Source organism: Paenibacillus sp. JNU01, assembly GCF_059130585.1.
The window spans coordinates 59,289-75,184 of the sequence record NZ_CP169723.1 but is presented as its reverse complement, the minus strand read 5'-3'; the positions used below and the strand labels follow the sequence as shown (position 1 = coordinate 75,184).

Annotated in this window: 11 protein-coding genes; 2 read left to right on the top strand and 9 right to left on the bottom strand. The window is 46.9% G+C overall.

The annotated features are described in order from the left end of the window. Nucleotides 1-142: 142 nt before the first annotated feature. On the bottom strand, nt 143-5,368 hold the full coding sequence (locus NLBNIHML_RS00310; RefSeq protein ID WP_494353474.1) for a fibronectin type III domain-containing protein: 5,226 nt from the start codon (nt 5,366-5,368) through the stop codon (nt 143-145). A gap of 449 nt (nt 5,369-5,817) precedes the next feature. Further along, nucleotides 5,818-7,374 (bottom strand): ABC-F family ATP-binding cassette domain-containing protein, encoded by a 1,557-nt coding sequence (locus NLBNIHML_RS00305; protein WP_253434780.1) that lies wholly within the window; start codon nt 7,372-7,374, stop codon nt 5,818-5,820. A 197-nt stretch (nt 7,375-7,571) separates the two neighbouring features. Here NLBNIHML_RS00305 and NLBNIHML_RS00300 point away from each other — a divergent pair, with 197 nt between their 5' ends. After that, complete coding sequence (locus tag NLBNIHML_RS00300) at nt 7,572-8,045, top strand: SET domain-containing protein (RefSeq protein ID WP_339242197.1); 474 nt, start codon at nt 7,572-7,574, stop codon at nt 8,043-8,045. Nucleotides 8,046-8,264: 219 nt separating this feature from the next. Here the strand turns inward: NLBNIHML_RS00300 and NLBNIHML_RS00295 are convergent, their stop codons facing one another. The 7 genes from NLBNIHML_RS00295 to NLBNIHML_RS00265 all read right to left on the bottom strand — a co-directional run bounded on the left by NLBNIHML_RS00295 (nt 8,265) and on the right by NLBNIHML_RS00265 (nt 15,021). Further along, on the bottom strand, nt 8,265-8,873 hold the full coding sequence (locus NLBNIHML_RS00295) for a DUF1349 domain-containing protein (protein ID WP_342572803.1): 609 nt from the start codon (nt 8,871-8,873) through the stop codon (nt 8,265-8,267). Nucleotides 8,874-8,917: 44 nt separating this feature from the next. Further along, nucleotides 8,918-10,264 (bottom strand): dihydrolipoyl dehydrogenase family protein, encoded by a 1,347-nt coding sequence (locus NLBNIHML_RS00290; protein ID WP_472479263.1) that lies wholly within the window; start codon nt 10,262-10,264, stop codon nt 8,918-8,920. 50 nt (nt 10,265-10,314) lie between these two features. Then, the gene (gene opuFB / locus NLBNIHML_RS00285; protein WP_472478518.1) at nt 10,315-11,829 is read right to left on the bottom strand and encodes an osmoprotectant update ABC transporter permease/substrate-binding subunit OpuFB; all 1,515 of its coding nucleotides are present in this window, start codon (nt 11,827-11,829) and stop codon (nt 10,315-10,317) included. Next, nucleotides 11,822-12,796 (bottom strand): ABC transporter ATP-binding protein, encoded by a 975-nt coding sequence (locus NLBNIHML_RS00280; RefSeq protein WP_339260819.1) that lies wholly within the window; start codon nt 12,794-12,796, stop codon nt 11,822-11,824. Before NLBNIHML_RS00280 ends, opuFB begins: the two co-directional genes overlap by 8 nt. A gap of 209 nt (nt 12,797-13,005) precedes the next feature. Beyond that, nucleotides 13,006-13,866, bottom strand: coding sequence for an ergot alkaloid biosynthesis protein (locus tag NLBNIHML_RS00275; RefSeq protein ID WP_472478520.1), 861 nt, complete (start codon nt 13,864-13,866; stop codon nt 13,006-13,008). After that, nucleotides 13,859-14,299, bottom strand: coding sequence for a nuclear transport factor 2 family protein (locus NLBNIHML_RS00270; RefSeq protein ID WP_339260817.1), 441 nt, complete (start codon nt 14,297-14,299; stop codon nt 13,859-13,861). Before NLBNIHML_RS00270 ends, NLBNIHML_RS00275 begins: the two co-directional genes overlap by 8 nt. A 137-nt stretch (nt 14,300-14,436) precedes the next feature. Next, a complete protein-coding gene (locus NLBNIHML_RS00265; protein ID WP_339260816.1) occupies nt 14,437-15,021 on the bottom strand; it encodes a TetR/AcrR family transcriptional regulator in 585 nt (194 codons plus the stop codon). A gap of 167 nt (nt 15,022-15,188) precedes the next feature. On the opposite strand from NLBNIHML_RS00265, the gene NLBNIHML_RS00260 reads away from it, so the two are divergent. Further along, nucleotides 15,189-15,551 (top strand): iron-sulfur cluster biosynthesis family protein, encoded by a 363-nt coding sequence (locus NLBNIHML_RS00260; RefSeq protein WP_339242182.1) that lies wholly within the window; start codon nt 15,189-15,191, stop codon nt 15,549-15,551. The last annotated feature ends 345 nt before the right edge of the window (nt 15,552-15,896 follow it).

Here is a 15,896-nt window from a genome sequence, read left to right as displayed (position 1 = left end):
AACTGCAAAAGGATAGGAAGTAACTCGTTCGTTGAGTAACCAACTCTCCCCATGGCAGGCGCATAATCAAGAAGGCTTACTCCAACCTGGTCCCAGGTCAAAGTAAGCCTTCTTTTTCATACACTACGATTCTGGTGTAACCTTACTTATTCCATACCAATTTGCTCATCATCGCATATAGCAGCGCAGCCGATTCAGCTCGTGTCGCTTCATCAAGTGGTTTCACCTCACCGTTGTACCCATGAGCGATGCCCAGATCCACAAGTAAGGCCACACTATCCTGGGCATAAGAGCGAATCTCGGAAGCATCGCGGAAACGAGTCAGTTTATCCGTTGCAGCTGTCTCGGCGTCAACCAGACCAGCGGCTGCAAGTGCTCTAACTGTCAACGTCATCATCTCCTGACGAGTGATCGTGGACTCTGGCAGGAAGCGCCCGTCACCAGTACCACTGGTGATACCTAGTGAACGCGCAGCTGTAACTGCTTCGTAGTATGGAGCCTTTTCGTTTACATCCGTAAACGCATTCCCGGAAGAAGCATTCAAGCCGAGCGCAGTCATCAACCATTGCATGTATTGACCGCGAGTCATCTCCTGTTTTGGATGCAACCGGGTGGAATCCCCACTTGCTTCGGCATCAATCACACCTCGGACTGCCAATGCCTCCATCGCTTTCTTGGACCACTGCACTTCTGCAAGATCTGCGAATGCCTGCTCCACAGACACAACAGCATAATTTCCTGTGAGTGACGTTACGGAAAATACAAGCTGCCCGCTGTTTGGATCGTAGTAACTTTGCGGCAATGGACTTGCCACACCGTTCTCGCCAATGACAAATGCAACAATCCGATCCTGCTGAACATTTTGAGAAGATGGGAAAGGCAGATGAAGTTTGAATCCGCTTTGCAATGGCCATGGTTGACCATCCAGTTGAAGCTCAAGCTGGACTCCATATTGCGTGCCAAGCTGATCTGCCACTGTTTTTGGTAACTCTGTTCTGACCAATCGGATGGATGCCATTCCATCACCAACGATGTCCTTCGTTAACAGTGACGCGGGAAGTTCCAACATGCCCAGCTCTGTAACCATGTTGAACACGTGGGACTCACCCTGATCTATCAACGCAGAGGCAGGCAGAGATACTTCATATGCTGTTGCTCCCGAAACCGGCTTCAACCGAAGTTCGACCAAGCGCTTACCCACATCTGTTACAGGGGCAACTTCGAAAGCATCTTTGATCGTTGAAGCATCCACGTTGGACTGCACTACACCTTTCTGGTCAGGCTGTGCCTGCAACTCCAGAACAGAACGGTCTTTCTCCGGTTTAGGTTGTGGTGCAGCATTTCCTGCACCTGGGCTAACACCTTCTGATTGTCCGCCATTGTTGCTTGAACCTGAACTACTTCCTGAATTTCCACCGGAATTGCCGCCCGGGTTGCTACCCGAACCAGGGTCCGATCCTCCTGGGGAAGAAACAGATGCAGGCACCTTCACCGTCAAAGGTACAGTCAGGGCTCTTGTGTCGTCAGAAATTCGAGTGATTTCCAACTCCAGTATTACTGTTGTTTCCTTAGAAGGTGGGACAATCGTTCCATCCGTCTGAATGACGGACGGTAACGAACTTGAAGCGATCTTCACTGTGAAACCTTGCGGCACGGATGGCAACTTCATTTTTTTCGCACCTACTGAAGGTTGTTCCAGTGCTGTAATGCCTGTAGCTACATCGGCAGCAGTCTGCTGAGCCGTATGCACCTGGTATGCGGAAGATACACCTCTCACCGATTGCCCTGTCGCATCCAAAGCTTCCACTTTGTAATAATATTCCGTGCCAGGGTTCAGTTCACTGTCCGTGTACTCCCGTCCATTGCCGCTATAGACCACCTTGTACTCACCTTGCTCACGATCTGAGCGGTAGAGCTTGTAGCTTGCTGCTCCAAGATGAGCATCCCAATGAAGCGTTGCACTCGTTGAATTCACCGCATCCGCATTGAGACCAGCACTGTCATTAACAGGTGGCATAGCATCTGGCTGAACGATCATTATCCAACTAATCATCGGGTCCTGTGATGCCGTATTGCGCACGGTTAACTCCAGTTTGTTGTCCGACACAATGATGCCTTTGTGTGCTCTAACACTGGCAGGCGTAAACGCAACAGCCCCGGTATTCGTGCCATTGATGATGAAATTGGCTCTGCGCGATGCATTCGTCCACGGATCGTTGAATCCCGCGTACACATCATATGTTCCATTCGGTACATCAAATCTGTAGGTTAAGTCTGTGCCTTTTGGAGAATTGCTGACATTGCCCCCGTTTAGATAACGTACGGTCGAGAAAATATCTCCGCCATTCGAGCCGGATGACAGTGCGTCTGCGCTGGTGTATCCCCAATTGCGACCCTCTGCCGGAGCGTACATCTGGTCTGCCGTTCCCGGGTTGGCCAGTGTTCCTTTCATATACGCACCCATAAGATTGTAATCAGTCGTTTCGTACCCTCCGCTGTTCACAAAATATAGGGCATTCTCTGGAATGACGTTTACACGAACCGCCTGCTTTTTGTTGTTATATTCTGGTGTCGTTACCTGTAATGTGAGTGGTCCTGGCTTAGCAAAATCTTCTGCCGTCATGGCCCGGTTATCAATCGTCCACACTGCTGGCGTTGACACCAGTTCACCACCGTCGCGAACGTTCAATGTCGTTGGAAGAGATGGTACTTTGCCAAGCGCCACGGCTTCCGGCAACGGATCAGCGATATCCACCTTGCCCATCGAATTCAGCAGATCCGGTGTCCAACTGTTATACCACTTGATCGCAATGTCGGAGCCTATTCCAAACTCAATGGGCAAGAACACGTATTTTGCAGCATCATTCGAGAAATTGCCACCGTTCCACGTATCCCCAACGTAAATGAATTTGCCTTTTTCCGGATCTACCGGAATGACGGATGTGGTCTGTGTGCCGAAAGCCTTACCTGGATCAGGATCACTCGGCAACGTGCGCACGAACGGATTGGTCTGCGTTGACCACGGGCCAAAAATGTTATCCGCCACCGTCACTTTGTTTTCGTTAGGGGCCCATCCGGAAGCTCCGGAAGTCAAAATATAATATTTCCCCTGATACTTAAACATCGCTGGTGCTTCGCGTTGCCCTCCAGGGAATACACGCACGTAATCTACGCCATATTCAGCCTGATAGGTCGAGTCACGAACCGGATTACCTTTGTCATCCGTTCGTCCTTCCTTATGCCACCCAGTTACGTCACTGTAGTCTTCATTCAGTTTGGAGATATAGAGTGTCAGGTTTTCTTCGCTCGAGTAGATCAGATAACCGGTACCATCATCATCCTTGAACAACGTCATGTCACGTGCCATGCCCTTATCGCTTGGGAAGTAATCTTTCTCCCCTTCCGGAGCTCTGTCCATCCGGTAACTCTTCTGATACACAAAAGGCCCTGTTGGAGAGTCACTGATCGCATAACCGGCCCGCGCCTTACCGTAGTTCGCATTATCGTTATACGGGTCCTTGTCACCGTCCATGTGAGCCCACATCACGTATTTCTTTGTTTTGTCGTTGTAGATGACCTTCGGTCGTTCAATGATCCGTCCTTTGCGAATATCTGCCCAGATATCCACGCGGTCCTCACGTCCCGCATACAATTTGGAAATTAACGGGTCATGGTCAAAATCATCCATGGATTGAAGTGTCGATAGAGCCATGCCCTCATCTGTCCAGTTCATCAGATCCTTGGAGGAATACACACGCACCCCAACAGCTGGCCAGCCGCCCTTATGATATTCACCATACCAGTAATAGGTCTCCGTCTGTTCATCGTAGAAAAAGCCAGCCCCATGCGCATCAATCGGTTGACCGTCCAGACCTGGCCACAATTGCCCTGGTGTAATGCTTGTGCGAACTGTGGCAACACCCAACGGTGCGGATGCTGGAGAAGTTACGCCGTCCACGGTCGCCTGGATGATGTAAAAATATCCTGTGCCCATCGTCAGACCACTATCGTTAAACGTACTTTCATTCCCACTATAGACCTGCTGATACGTACCCGCAGCACTGGTAGACCTGGAGAGCGTATACGTTACATCAGATCCAGTAAGAGCATTCCACCCCAGAGAGATGGATGTATCCGTAACAGCTGTTGCAGCAAAATCTGTAGGAGAGGCAATGGAGTACGTCATGGCTTCTGCAACAGTGAATGCTGACTCCCCAGCTGCATTGAAGGCTGTTACACGATAGTTGTAGCTGGTGCCAGGCTCGAGTTCCTGATCTGTATAAGTGAGCCCCTTCCCTTCATAGATCTGCTCGTATTGCTCACTGCCAGCTTCGGCCCGAACCACGCGGTAACCCGTTGACTTGTCCACGGCCGACCATGATAACCTCACGCTCGTTGCGTTGAGTGCTTCAGCCTTCAATTCGCTCGGAGCCTGAGGGGCGGTCGCTGAAGTTCGTACTTCCAACGGCGAGGACCACAAGGACTCAGTCAGACCTCCGTATTCATAGGCGAGTTTGTAATAGTAGACCGTATCCCCGCTTAATCCTTCATCTGTGTGTCCCAAAGTTCCGGTGTTGGTTACCAGGGAATAGCCCCCTTCAGGCGTGTTGGAACGATACAGGCGATAGCCTGATGCACCCACGAGTTCAGACCATTGCAGGGAAACCGAAGACGCCGTCTGCTCGGCAATAGAGAGCTGAATATCGTTCTCCGGCGGTCGATCGGCAATGATCACGTCATCTGCATGTACCGATTGCCACTTATTCCGAATGCCCACGGTACCTGAACCGTATGTAGGATCGACCAGATCGAATATCAACCGATCGGAGCCGTTTTCGGCGATATACCCTCGAATGGTTGTACCTGATAACACAACTTTGAGGGTATACCATGTATTCTTGGCAAATGCATAGTCCACCGTTTTCAAAGTGGTATCTGATCCATTCACCCTTTTTGAGAAAACGAGCTTATTATTGGGAACCTGCATTTGAAAATAGTAAAAGTTGCTCTTATCCTGAAACCGCGGCAATATTCCCGGATATCCTTGACCGTTCCCCGTGTAAAAGCGCATGGACACGGTCATGTCCGACATGGATTCTCCAGTAGAGATGATGCCTTCATTGGTATCGCTCTGGAAAAGTGTGAAGTTCGACGCATCTGTCGGGTCCGTGATCACTTCCCAGTTGCCTGAACTTACGTTCCAAGCAGGTGATTCCGTGTAATCCCCATCCGAAAAATCGTCCTGCAGCAACGTGGCGGGTATACTCCCCAGATCGGCATACGCTTTACTTGGTAGCATCAACGGTCCGGAAGACAGCGCAAGTGTTGCAGATAACATGAATATCATGGGTTTCCTGAGTTTATCCAATGTTCATTCTCTCCTTTGGCGTGAAAGATGAAAGCATGGTTCTTAAAGACGCGATGTTGTTGCTCAGCCTATCCTCTGGAACCGGCGGTCAGTACAAAAGCAGGGTCCACCTCCTTATTTTAATGAAACCGGTTTCATTGAAGAGTAAAAAAAGACCCGTCTTCCCTTCTAAGTGCAAAATGGTACCCATACGGAATACCGTGTCTTCTTCGCCCCTATGCAGTGAAACAGGTTACTAACATATAAATGTAATCGCTTTCTTGAATTATATTATTGCCTTATTCAAGCTGTCAACTGTGAATTGGGCACCAACATTTTTCGTTAAAACCAAGCAAAAAGGGCGCGAGTTCTGCCTGTTTTGCAAGCAAAATTCGCGCCTTTTCTCACCGTTCGAGCTTGTTCGCAAGCTCTCTCGTATTATCAGTGCGTGACTTTTGAACAACCTTTATTTAGAATACTTTGGTTGTCCATGACTCACAGTTCCACGTCTCTGTAACTACATCACGGTAGAATTCCGGTTCGTGGGAAATCAGAAGAATACTGCCTTTGTAAGCCTTGAGCGCACGTTTCAACTCTTCCTTGGCATCAACGTCCAGATGGTTCGTCGGCTCATCGAGTACAAGCAGGTTGGTTTCGTTATTGATCAACTTACAGAGACGCACTTTGGCTTTCTCGCCACCACTGAGTACAGCTACCTTGCTCTCAATGTGTTTTGTTGTCAAACCACATTTTGCAAGTGCAGCACGCACTTCGAATTGGGTATATGAAGGGAACTCCTGCCAGATCTCTTCAATACACGTATTGTAGTTGGCATCCTTCATCTCTTGTTGGAAGTAACCAATCTCCAGATGTTCACCGCGTTGAACGGTTCCTTCCAGCGCCTGAATTTCACCCAGAATACTGCGCATCAAGGTTGTTTTACCGATTCCGTTTGCACCAACGAGGGCGATCTTCTGTCCCCGTTCCATACGCAGATCCAGTGGTCTGGACAACGGTTCGTTATAACCAATCACAAGACCTTTGGTTTCGAAAATGAGCTTGCCAGACGTTCTTGCATCACGGAAGTTGAACTGTGGTTTCGGTTTTTCCTTGGCAATCTCGATAACTTCCATCTTGTCGAGTTTCTTCTGTCTGGACATTGCCATGTTACGGGTTGCCACACTTGCTTTGTTCCGGGCTACAAAGTCCTTGAGGTCAGCAATTTCTTGTTGTTGGCGCTTGTAAGCCGACTCCAGCTGCTGTTTTCTCATCTCATGCACTTCCTGGAAGTGATCATAATCGCCCACATAACGGGTCAGATCCTGATTCTCCATGTGGTAGATCAAGTTGATAACACTGTTCAGGAACGGAATATCGTGTGAGATCAGAATAAAAGCATTCTCATATTCCTGCAAATAGCGTTTCAGCCATTCGATATGCAATTCATCCAGATAGTTCGTAGGCTCATCAAGGAGCAGAATATCCGGTTTTTCCAGCAGCAGCTTGGCAAGCAGTACTTTGGTACGCTGTCCACCACTAAGGTCATTGACGTCTTTATCCAGACCGATATCCGTCAGACCCAGACCACGTGCGGTTTCATCCACCTTGGCATCGATCATGTAGAAATCCTGGTTAGTCAGTGTATCCTGGATCGTGCCCACGTCTTCAAGAAGTTGTTCAAGCTCCTCGGGAGTTACATCGCCCATTTTGCCATACATATCATTCATTTCCTGTTCCATGTCGAACAAATACTGGAACGCGCCGCGAAGCACGTCACGGATGGATTGGCCTTTGTTCAATACAGCATGCTGGTCCAAATAACCAACACGCATCCGTTTGGACCACTCCACTTTGCCTTCATCCGGCTGAAGTTTTCCTGTAATAATGTTCATGAAGGTGGATTTACCTTCACCATTAGCCCCGATCAGACCAATATGTTCGCCCTTCAACAGGCGGAATGAAACGTCGTTAAAGATAGCACGGTCACCAAAACCGTGACTTAATTTTTCTACATTTAATATGCTCATTCATGACACCTTTTCTATATAGACTTAATTCTTTGTATATTATAAGCGTTATATCCTGCACAACTCAACGCCCTATTCAAAAATATTGCACCTTTTTGTCTGAAATTTGCCTTATATGAAAGTATGGGTTAAAATTTTGCCTTAACGAATTATTACTATATAGAACGGAGCTCTTCAAAGAGCATCAGGTGAAAAATATGATTGAAGTGAAACAATCCAAGTTGGGTGATGGTGGTGAGTTTAACCGCGGGGTCTTTGCTACCGTTGATATTGCGAAAGGAACACTGATCCATCAGGCACCCGTCGTGCCTTACCCGAATGAAGATCATGAGCATGTCGAAAAAACGATTTTGGAAGATTACGTATTCGAATATGGGGCGAATCATACCGCCATTCTGCTCGGCTACGGCAGTCTGATCAACCACTCTTATGAACCTAACGCTACCTATGATATCAATTTTGATAACCACACCTTTGACTTCTACGCGTATACAGACATCAAGGCTGGCGAAGAAATCGTCATCAATTACAACGGTGAGGAAGACAGTATGGACCCGTTATGGTTCCTGGACGATTACGAGGAGCGTATGCTGGAGTTCAATAAGTCCAATGATGATGAGGGTGAAAAAGAGACCAACCCCCAATCCCAGGATACGGATACGAGTAAATAAACGTTAAACTCAAAAGTTCTGTCGTTGTAAATGCGAAAAAACTTGCGCCCCCGGTGAATTGTAAAATGAACACCTGGAATACTCTTCAGGGTGCAAAGTTTAAGCACGAAAATAAGCAAGCTCTCCGTGAACGGAAGACTTGCTTATTTGTGTTGTATTTCTTGGTAAGCGAGATATACTTGCTCAAATATCATTGTTTAGCGTGCATCTTAACTTGTTTTAATCCGTTATTGGAGGATCTGTGTGCAGATCAGCATCGGGTGGCGTGGATCTCCATTTGGTAAAGGCTACCTCGAACCCTGCACGCTTCGGTGAACACAGAAATGGGCCTGCGTGTTTATTCGTCGGATAGGCGAACCGTGCAACGCGAATCGTACGCCAAGGATGCTCATCTGTACGAGCCCGAATGACAACAGCCTCATTACTGTACGAGGCTCTGATCGTCACAATTCGTCCACCCCACTCAGGTACAGGAGATAGGGACCAATCCGAATATGTATCCGTCACGACAGCTCCAACATGAGCAACACCGTCATTAACCTCAACTCCGGCCTTGATCCATTGATCTTCTCCGTGCCATAACATCAACCCCGCCTGATCATATAATTCGGTGAATGAACTTAGATCAAAAGATACCTCAATCGCTTCCGTTCCGTCCCATGGAGCAAGTATGGCGTGTCCATCCCGATGACAGAACCCATAGAATGTTTCCTCCCAGAAGTCACTGCCTTCCCGAGCTTCCACAACGAAACGATCCCCATCCATCCTTGCGGCAACGGGTTCCTTCGTCCACTTGCCTTCAAGAAGTCCTACAAAATCCGATGACATCGTTATTTTCATCCTTCCGTCCCAAGGGGCTTTTATCATCATTTCTACACTAGAGAACCCAGGTCCGATGCAGCAGTAGGATATGCAAAATTCATGGTGTTTAACTGATCGATAGTCAGATCGAACTGAATAGCCATTGCAAAAAGGTTGATCAATTCTTCTGTCTTGCCCCCGAGCACATGCGCACCCAGAATGCGACCGGTTGATTTGTCGATCACCACTTTGGCCATGGCAAATTTTTCATGAGTTCTCTTGTAAGTATACCATTTCGACATATCATTTACCTGCACCTCATAGCCCTCTTTTTTGGCTTGTTCCGTGCTCATCCCTACAGAACCAAGTGCTGGGACAGTAAACACAATGGAAGGCATCACTTTATAATTGGGTTTGTGTTGATTTCCCTCCAACAAATTGAACGATACTGCCCGGGATTCCTGACCTGCTAACGGGGTCAAAGGCAACCCTTTTGTATCGGTTACATCGCCAGCAGCATACACTCTCGGATTACTTTCGCTTTGCAAATACTCGTTCACCGTAATACCCTTTTTGCTGTAGCTGACGTTGCCTTTCTCCAATTCCAGCCCATCCACATTGGGAATACGCCCGGCTCCATGAACGACAAGTCCGCACTGCCACTGGTGATCTGCACCATTGCGTGTGCCATGAACGATATAGGCGTTCCCCTCTTGCCGTACATACTTCACCTCTGCGTTCAAATGAACATGAATGCCGATCTCTTTCGATTTTTGCATTAAAGATTCAACCAGTTCCGCATCAAATGATTTCAGCGGCTGTTCACTCCGATGCAGGATATGGACTTCCGTCCCGGCTCTGGCCGCAATATGCGCAAATTCAAATGCAATGTATCCACCGCCTATCAGCACTAATCGATCAGGCAGCTGTTCCAGATCCAGAAAGTCATCACTATATACGAGATGCTCTGAACCCTCCATTTGAATTGGCGCAGGCCGTGCACCAGTAGCAATCAGAATGTGTTTGCCATGAAGCACTTCTTCTCCAACTTGAATATGGTCTTCATCGACGAATGAAGCTTTACCATGGAACGTATCCATTCCTTCTTGTTTGAATTTATCCTCACTTGCTCTAGGTATGCTCTCGGTAAAGGTACGTTTAAAGGCCATAAGCTCAGACCAGTTGATAGTCGCCCGTCCCTGAATTCCTTTCCCTTGCATCCGCTCATTCCAGTCAATCAGCTCCGCGGCTCCGGCCAGCACTTTCTTGGGATCACAGCCGCGCAGTGCACAGGTTCCGCCGAACTCACGTTCATCAATTACAGCGATTTTCCAGCCAGCTTCAGCGCAACGGGTAATAACAGAACTTGCCGCGCTTCCTGTTCCAATTGCAATCAAGTCATAAGTTTCTTGTGTCATCATGGTTCCTCCTCATGCTTTTGATACATCTATTGCAGGGATGCCTGAAGTTACAGCAATCCAGCCTGTTTAAGGTACTCTGCTGCAACCTGTTCAGGATTCGCTCCCTCTACGTTCACGTCATAGTTCATCTGACGCATCTCATCGTCCGTAATTTTGCCAGCAAGCTGATTCAGCACCTCAACCAGTTGTGGATATTGATCTGCCGTTTCTTGACGAAGCATCGGCGCACCTTGATACGGCGGGAACAATTCCTGATCATCTTCCAGCACGACGAGTTCATATTGTCTCAACTCACTATCGGTGGAGTAAGCATCTACGAGATTGATATCGCCTCGTTGAACAGCTCCATAGCGAAGCTTCGGTTCCATGGTTGCAACGTTCGGGAATTCAATTCCATATTTCTTCTGAATACCAAGGTAACCGTCTTCCCGATCCGAGAATTCCAGCGTGAAACCTGCCTTCATTTGCTGTTCTACCGGTTTGAGATCCGAAATGGTCTTGAGATTGTATTGATCTGCAATGCTCTGTGGAACAGCCAACGTATACGTATTGTTGTAATCCATAGGGTTCAGCAGCACCATGTTGAACTGGCTCAGCATTCCATCTCTTGCCTGTTCGTACACCTCGGTCCGATCGGTGCTGACTGCTGTTTCCTTCATGAATTCGGAGATCGCTGTCCCGGTAAATTCGGGATAGATGTCAATATCACCCGACTTGAGTGCATTGAAAAGGAATGGCGTTTTTCCTAATCCGGGTTTTAGTTCAACGGTCAGGTCTGTGTCTTTTTCAATCAACAATTTGTACATGTTAATCAGAATCTCCGGTTCCGCCCCCAATTTCCCGGAAATGACGAGATCCTTCTGTCCACCACGTGCCACGAAGGGAATGGTAATCACAAGTATCGCGATCAGAGCTAGCGAACCCAAGGTAACCAATGTTTTCTTGAAGGATAACCGCTGGAACTGACGCAATAGTACATCAAACAAAATAGCCAACAAGGCTGCCGGGATGGCTCCAAGGATGATCAGTGCGGTATCATTCCGATCAATACCCAGCAAGATTAATGCACCCAAGCCTCCTGCGCCGATCAAGGCTGCAAGTGTCGCCGTTCCTACAATCAGGACCATAGCCGTCCGAATTCCGGCCATAATGACAGGCATCGCCAGTGGCAGTTCCACTTTGATTAGACGTTGCCGACTATTCATGCCCATTGCATTCGCCGCTTCGACCATGGAAGGATCAACTTCGGATATGCCTGTGTACGTATTGCGGAGTACAGGAAGCAGCGCATACACCACCAATGCGATAATTGCAGGAAGTGTTCCTATACCAAACAATGGGATGAGTAATCCGAGAAGCGCCAGGGATGGTATAGTCTGCAACACAGCCGTAACCCCAATAATGGGTTCAGCGACTCTTGGTTTGCGTGTAAGGTATATACCAAGCGGAATAGCGATAAGGACAGCGAAGAACAATGCGATAAATGAGATCTGAATATGTTCCAGGAGAGCAGACAATAATTGGCCTTTACGCTCGCTGAACACCTCCGTGAATCTACTCATGTCCCTCACCTCGTTCCTGTAACTGTTCAGACCAGTATTTCATCAGATCTGCCCGATTGATCTCACCAATAATCTGTCGGTTGCGTTCCACTAACAAATGGTCGTGAGAACTCATAATCTCAACCAACTCCGGTAAGGTAGTTGATACGGGAACGGCAGTTTTAGCTGACTTTGGCACATGACCCGGTGAGAGTGGTGACATGATGGATCCAAGATCAAAAACAGATTGTGAACTCGTATCGGTGTTAGGACCTCCAACAAATTCACGTACGAAATCATTAGCTGGCTGTCGGATCAGTTCTTCCGGGGTGCCTACCTGCAGAACCTGTCCATCCTTCATAATGCAGATGCGATCACCCAGCTTCATCGCTTCCTGAATATCATGGGTGACAAACACAATTGTTTTTTTCATCTGGCGCTGGATATCCAGAATATCGTCCTGCAATTTCTCACGGCTCATCGGATCGAGTGCACTGAATGGTTCATCCATCAATACAATCTCGGGATCGGCAGCGAGTGCACGCAACACTCCAATTCGCTGCTGCTGTCCACCAGATAGTTCGGCAGGTTTGCGCTCACTGTACGTATCTCCATGCAATCCAACCATGTCCAGTAGCGTATGTACGCGCTGCTTGATCTGATCTGACTTCCATTTTCGCAGCTCAGGAACAACCGCAATATTTTCGGCAATCGTCATATGCGGGAATAGTGCAATCTGTTGCAGCACATATCCGATATTCCAGCGCAATTCGTGAATGTTGTATTCATCAATTGAGCGTTCATTAATGAGCACTGCTCCATCTGTTCGCTCAATCAGGCGATTGATCATTTTGAGCATGGTGGTTTTGCCACATCCACTCGGACCAATCATGACAAACAATTCTCCCTTGTTAATGTTGAGGTTAACCTGACGCAAAGCCGTAGTTCCATCAGGATATTGTTTTGATACATTTTCGAACTGAATCATCCGCTCTCTTCGCCCCTTTATCAAACCTTTATCAAACATTCATTCTCATCTATTTCCCCAAAAGTGTGTTCGTATAATCACTGCTGTCCGTCGTGCCTGTGGTTATGCATAGATCCATATTTCAATCAACGATGTCAACATGCTGGTAGACAGGCAAAAAGACGGGCACTAGGCACCGTCTTCTCTTTAATTACAATATGTTTCTTCCATTAATTCCATACTGCCATATGATTTTGAACAAATTGCTCCATTGAGATTGGGCCATTCCCCGTCAATCTCAGCACGGTATCCGTTACTTGATCTTCGCGGCCTTCTTCACGGATGGCAATATCCAACCCTGCCAGAGCTGTTGCATAGTCTTCAGGCATCCCGGCTTGAATCATGCTGTTCCTCAGTTCATCGTCGGACAAAGATTCATGCTGGATGGACTGACCCAGTAAACGACTAATGATGTTGGAAACCTGCCCATAGAACAACGTCTCCGGCCCTGTAATCATATGCTCTGTATTATGAGGAATAACATCTGTAAGTGCTCGGAAGGCAACAGTTGCAATATCATCTGCGCTGACAAAACCGATTTTCCCGTCACCCGTAGCACTGTAGATTTTACCGAGTTGCTTCATCGTCTCCCGATGCGGTCCCTCCGTAAAATTCTCCATAAAATAAGATGGTTGGAGAACAGCCCACTCGGGAGCATGCGCTTTTAAATACTGATGTACTTTGCCAAATATGGGACCATTCTCGTCGATCGAAGCACTGCCGAGCAAGACAAATCGCTTAACGCCGCTCCACAATGCTTCCTTGATGAACGTAATCATGACGTCTTCTGGATTCATGTCCATGACTGGCACGACAAGGTACACCTGGTTCACATTTTTCAATGCCTGAGCATACGTATCGGAATCGTACCAATCGAAATAGACATAGTTATCACCAGAACCAGAAAGAGATGCTTTAGTTCTTCCTGCCAAGCGCACCGGATATTGTTGCTTTTGAAGTATAGCCGCAACACGGCTTCCTGTTTTTCCATTAGCCCCTGTAATCAGTGTCACCGGTTTATCATTATTCATGTTTACTTCCTCCTAAGTCCGATTCAATTACGATCATCGGATTCCAATAGTCTTTATAATGTGTAATTTTTCCATTCTTGTGGCTCACCACAGAAATGTAGGTTTGGTTGTATGGCTTGCCTGTAACTAATGAGCGCCCTGTACAAGTAAATTCAGCCACAAACTGTTGTTTCGTGGAATCGGCCAAGATTACCGGTTCAGAAAACTGCTGGATTTCGATCATCCCCAACAGATTATGAACATGATTCGCAAGTTCGGCTTTGCCTTCCAGTTTCTGAGGATATCCTGCTGGTGCATATGGGAATTCGAAGATAGCCTCAGATGTATATAGGTTCAACCACTGTTCCAGTTTTCCTTCCAGTAACAATTGAGTAAATCCGTGCATGATCTGATGCGGTATACTATCTGCTTCCAACTGCTGAAATTGTGTCATCCTTACTTCCTCCTTCAGTTTTGTTTGGCGAACTTTTTCCAGACCAATCAGTCTATAAAAGTTAAAAAATAAACGCCTTACGCGTTCATTTTCAAAAAAAAAATTTATGAAGGTTCATGCTCAAATCATGTGAATCGTTAATCCATAGCCCTTAGAGTCATTTGTACAAAATCTCGCAGCGCTTCTACACTTGCACCGCTCTTCGCCGTAAAGGTCAATGAGAGTCGGGAATAATTCAGATAACGGGCAAGCCCAGGCAATTCTTCCTCTGCGTGCTTAAATTCACCATTCCTCTGGCCTCGTAACAGCGCAGTATGAAAAACATCTTCCATTTGTTGATTAGTGGTTTGAATAAAGGCTGCGATTTCGTGATTTTGTGGTGCCTGTTCCACCGCGCTATTAATGATAAAACATTCATTACGACGTTCATCGTCTGTGAGCACGTTAATCACTTCGTTGAACAACTCTGCCATGCCTTGCCTCACACTTGTGCACTCGTTTAATAGTCTGATGCCCGCTTCTGTCTTCTGCTGAATATAGAATTTAAGCGCAGAGACAAATAAATCATGTTTCGTTCCATATGTGTCATACAGGCTTTGCCGCGCAATGCCAAGTTCACTCAGCAGTAAGCTCAAAGATGTACCTTCATAACCATACGCTCCAAATACGGACGTTGCTTTTCTTAGAACAGTTTCCGTGTCAAATTCCTTGGCTCTTCCCAATTTCAGACCTCACCTCCCTGTTCATTAAATAAAGAATACCTTTTCCAGACTGATCAGTCAAGAAAATAAATGCTTTGATTTTTCACAAAGTGGTATAATGAGAATAGAAGCTGAATGAGCTCTTTTACCACTTATAACCACGACCACATATAAAGGAGTGTACCCATATGTATATTGAAATTACAGACCTGGCTGCAAAACGATTGACAGAAAGCTTGAATGATCAACCTGGATACTTCAAAGTAATCTATGATCTGGAAGGTTGCGGATGTAACGGAGTTATCGCGATTATCATTGTCGATGAACTCGCGGCTCTTGATGCTCAGATTGAAACCAATCTGGTTCCGTTCTATGTTGATCCGAAACAGCAACTGAACCTGGAACAACACATGAAGCTGGATACAGAAGAAAATTATCCTTCCTTCAAATTAAGCAGTGACTCCGGCGTGCTCAGCGGTAATGTTCGTGTGCGCGATACCCGTGCCGTAACTGTGGGAAGCTCCGGTGGATCTGACGCTTGCATGTTGTAACCCACTCGCCAGCATAATTGCAGTAATCTAGATTATCTCTTCACAACAAAAGCCGTTGCATCTACTAATGCAACGGCTTTTAATGTTCTTTTCTTTATATACCTCTTATCAGAGTTGCAAAAAAGACTCTATAAAAGATAGATAAACTAAACATTTACACGAAACGGAGAGGACAGAAAAAACCTGAAGAAGCGTAGCGCTCGCCTTTATCCCCGGATTTTCACCATTATAAATTGGTCAAACAATCAGGGGATAACAGCGATCGGAAGGTTGTTCTGTCATCAAAGTGGCAGGGTAAATACCCTCTAGTTAGATTTTATAGCAAACTTTGTTTACAACTCGGAA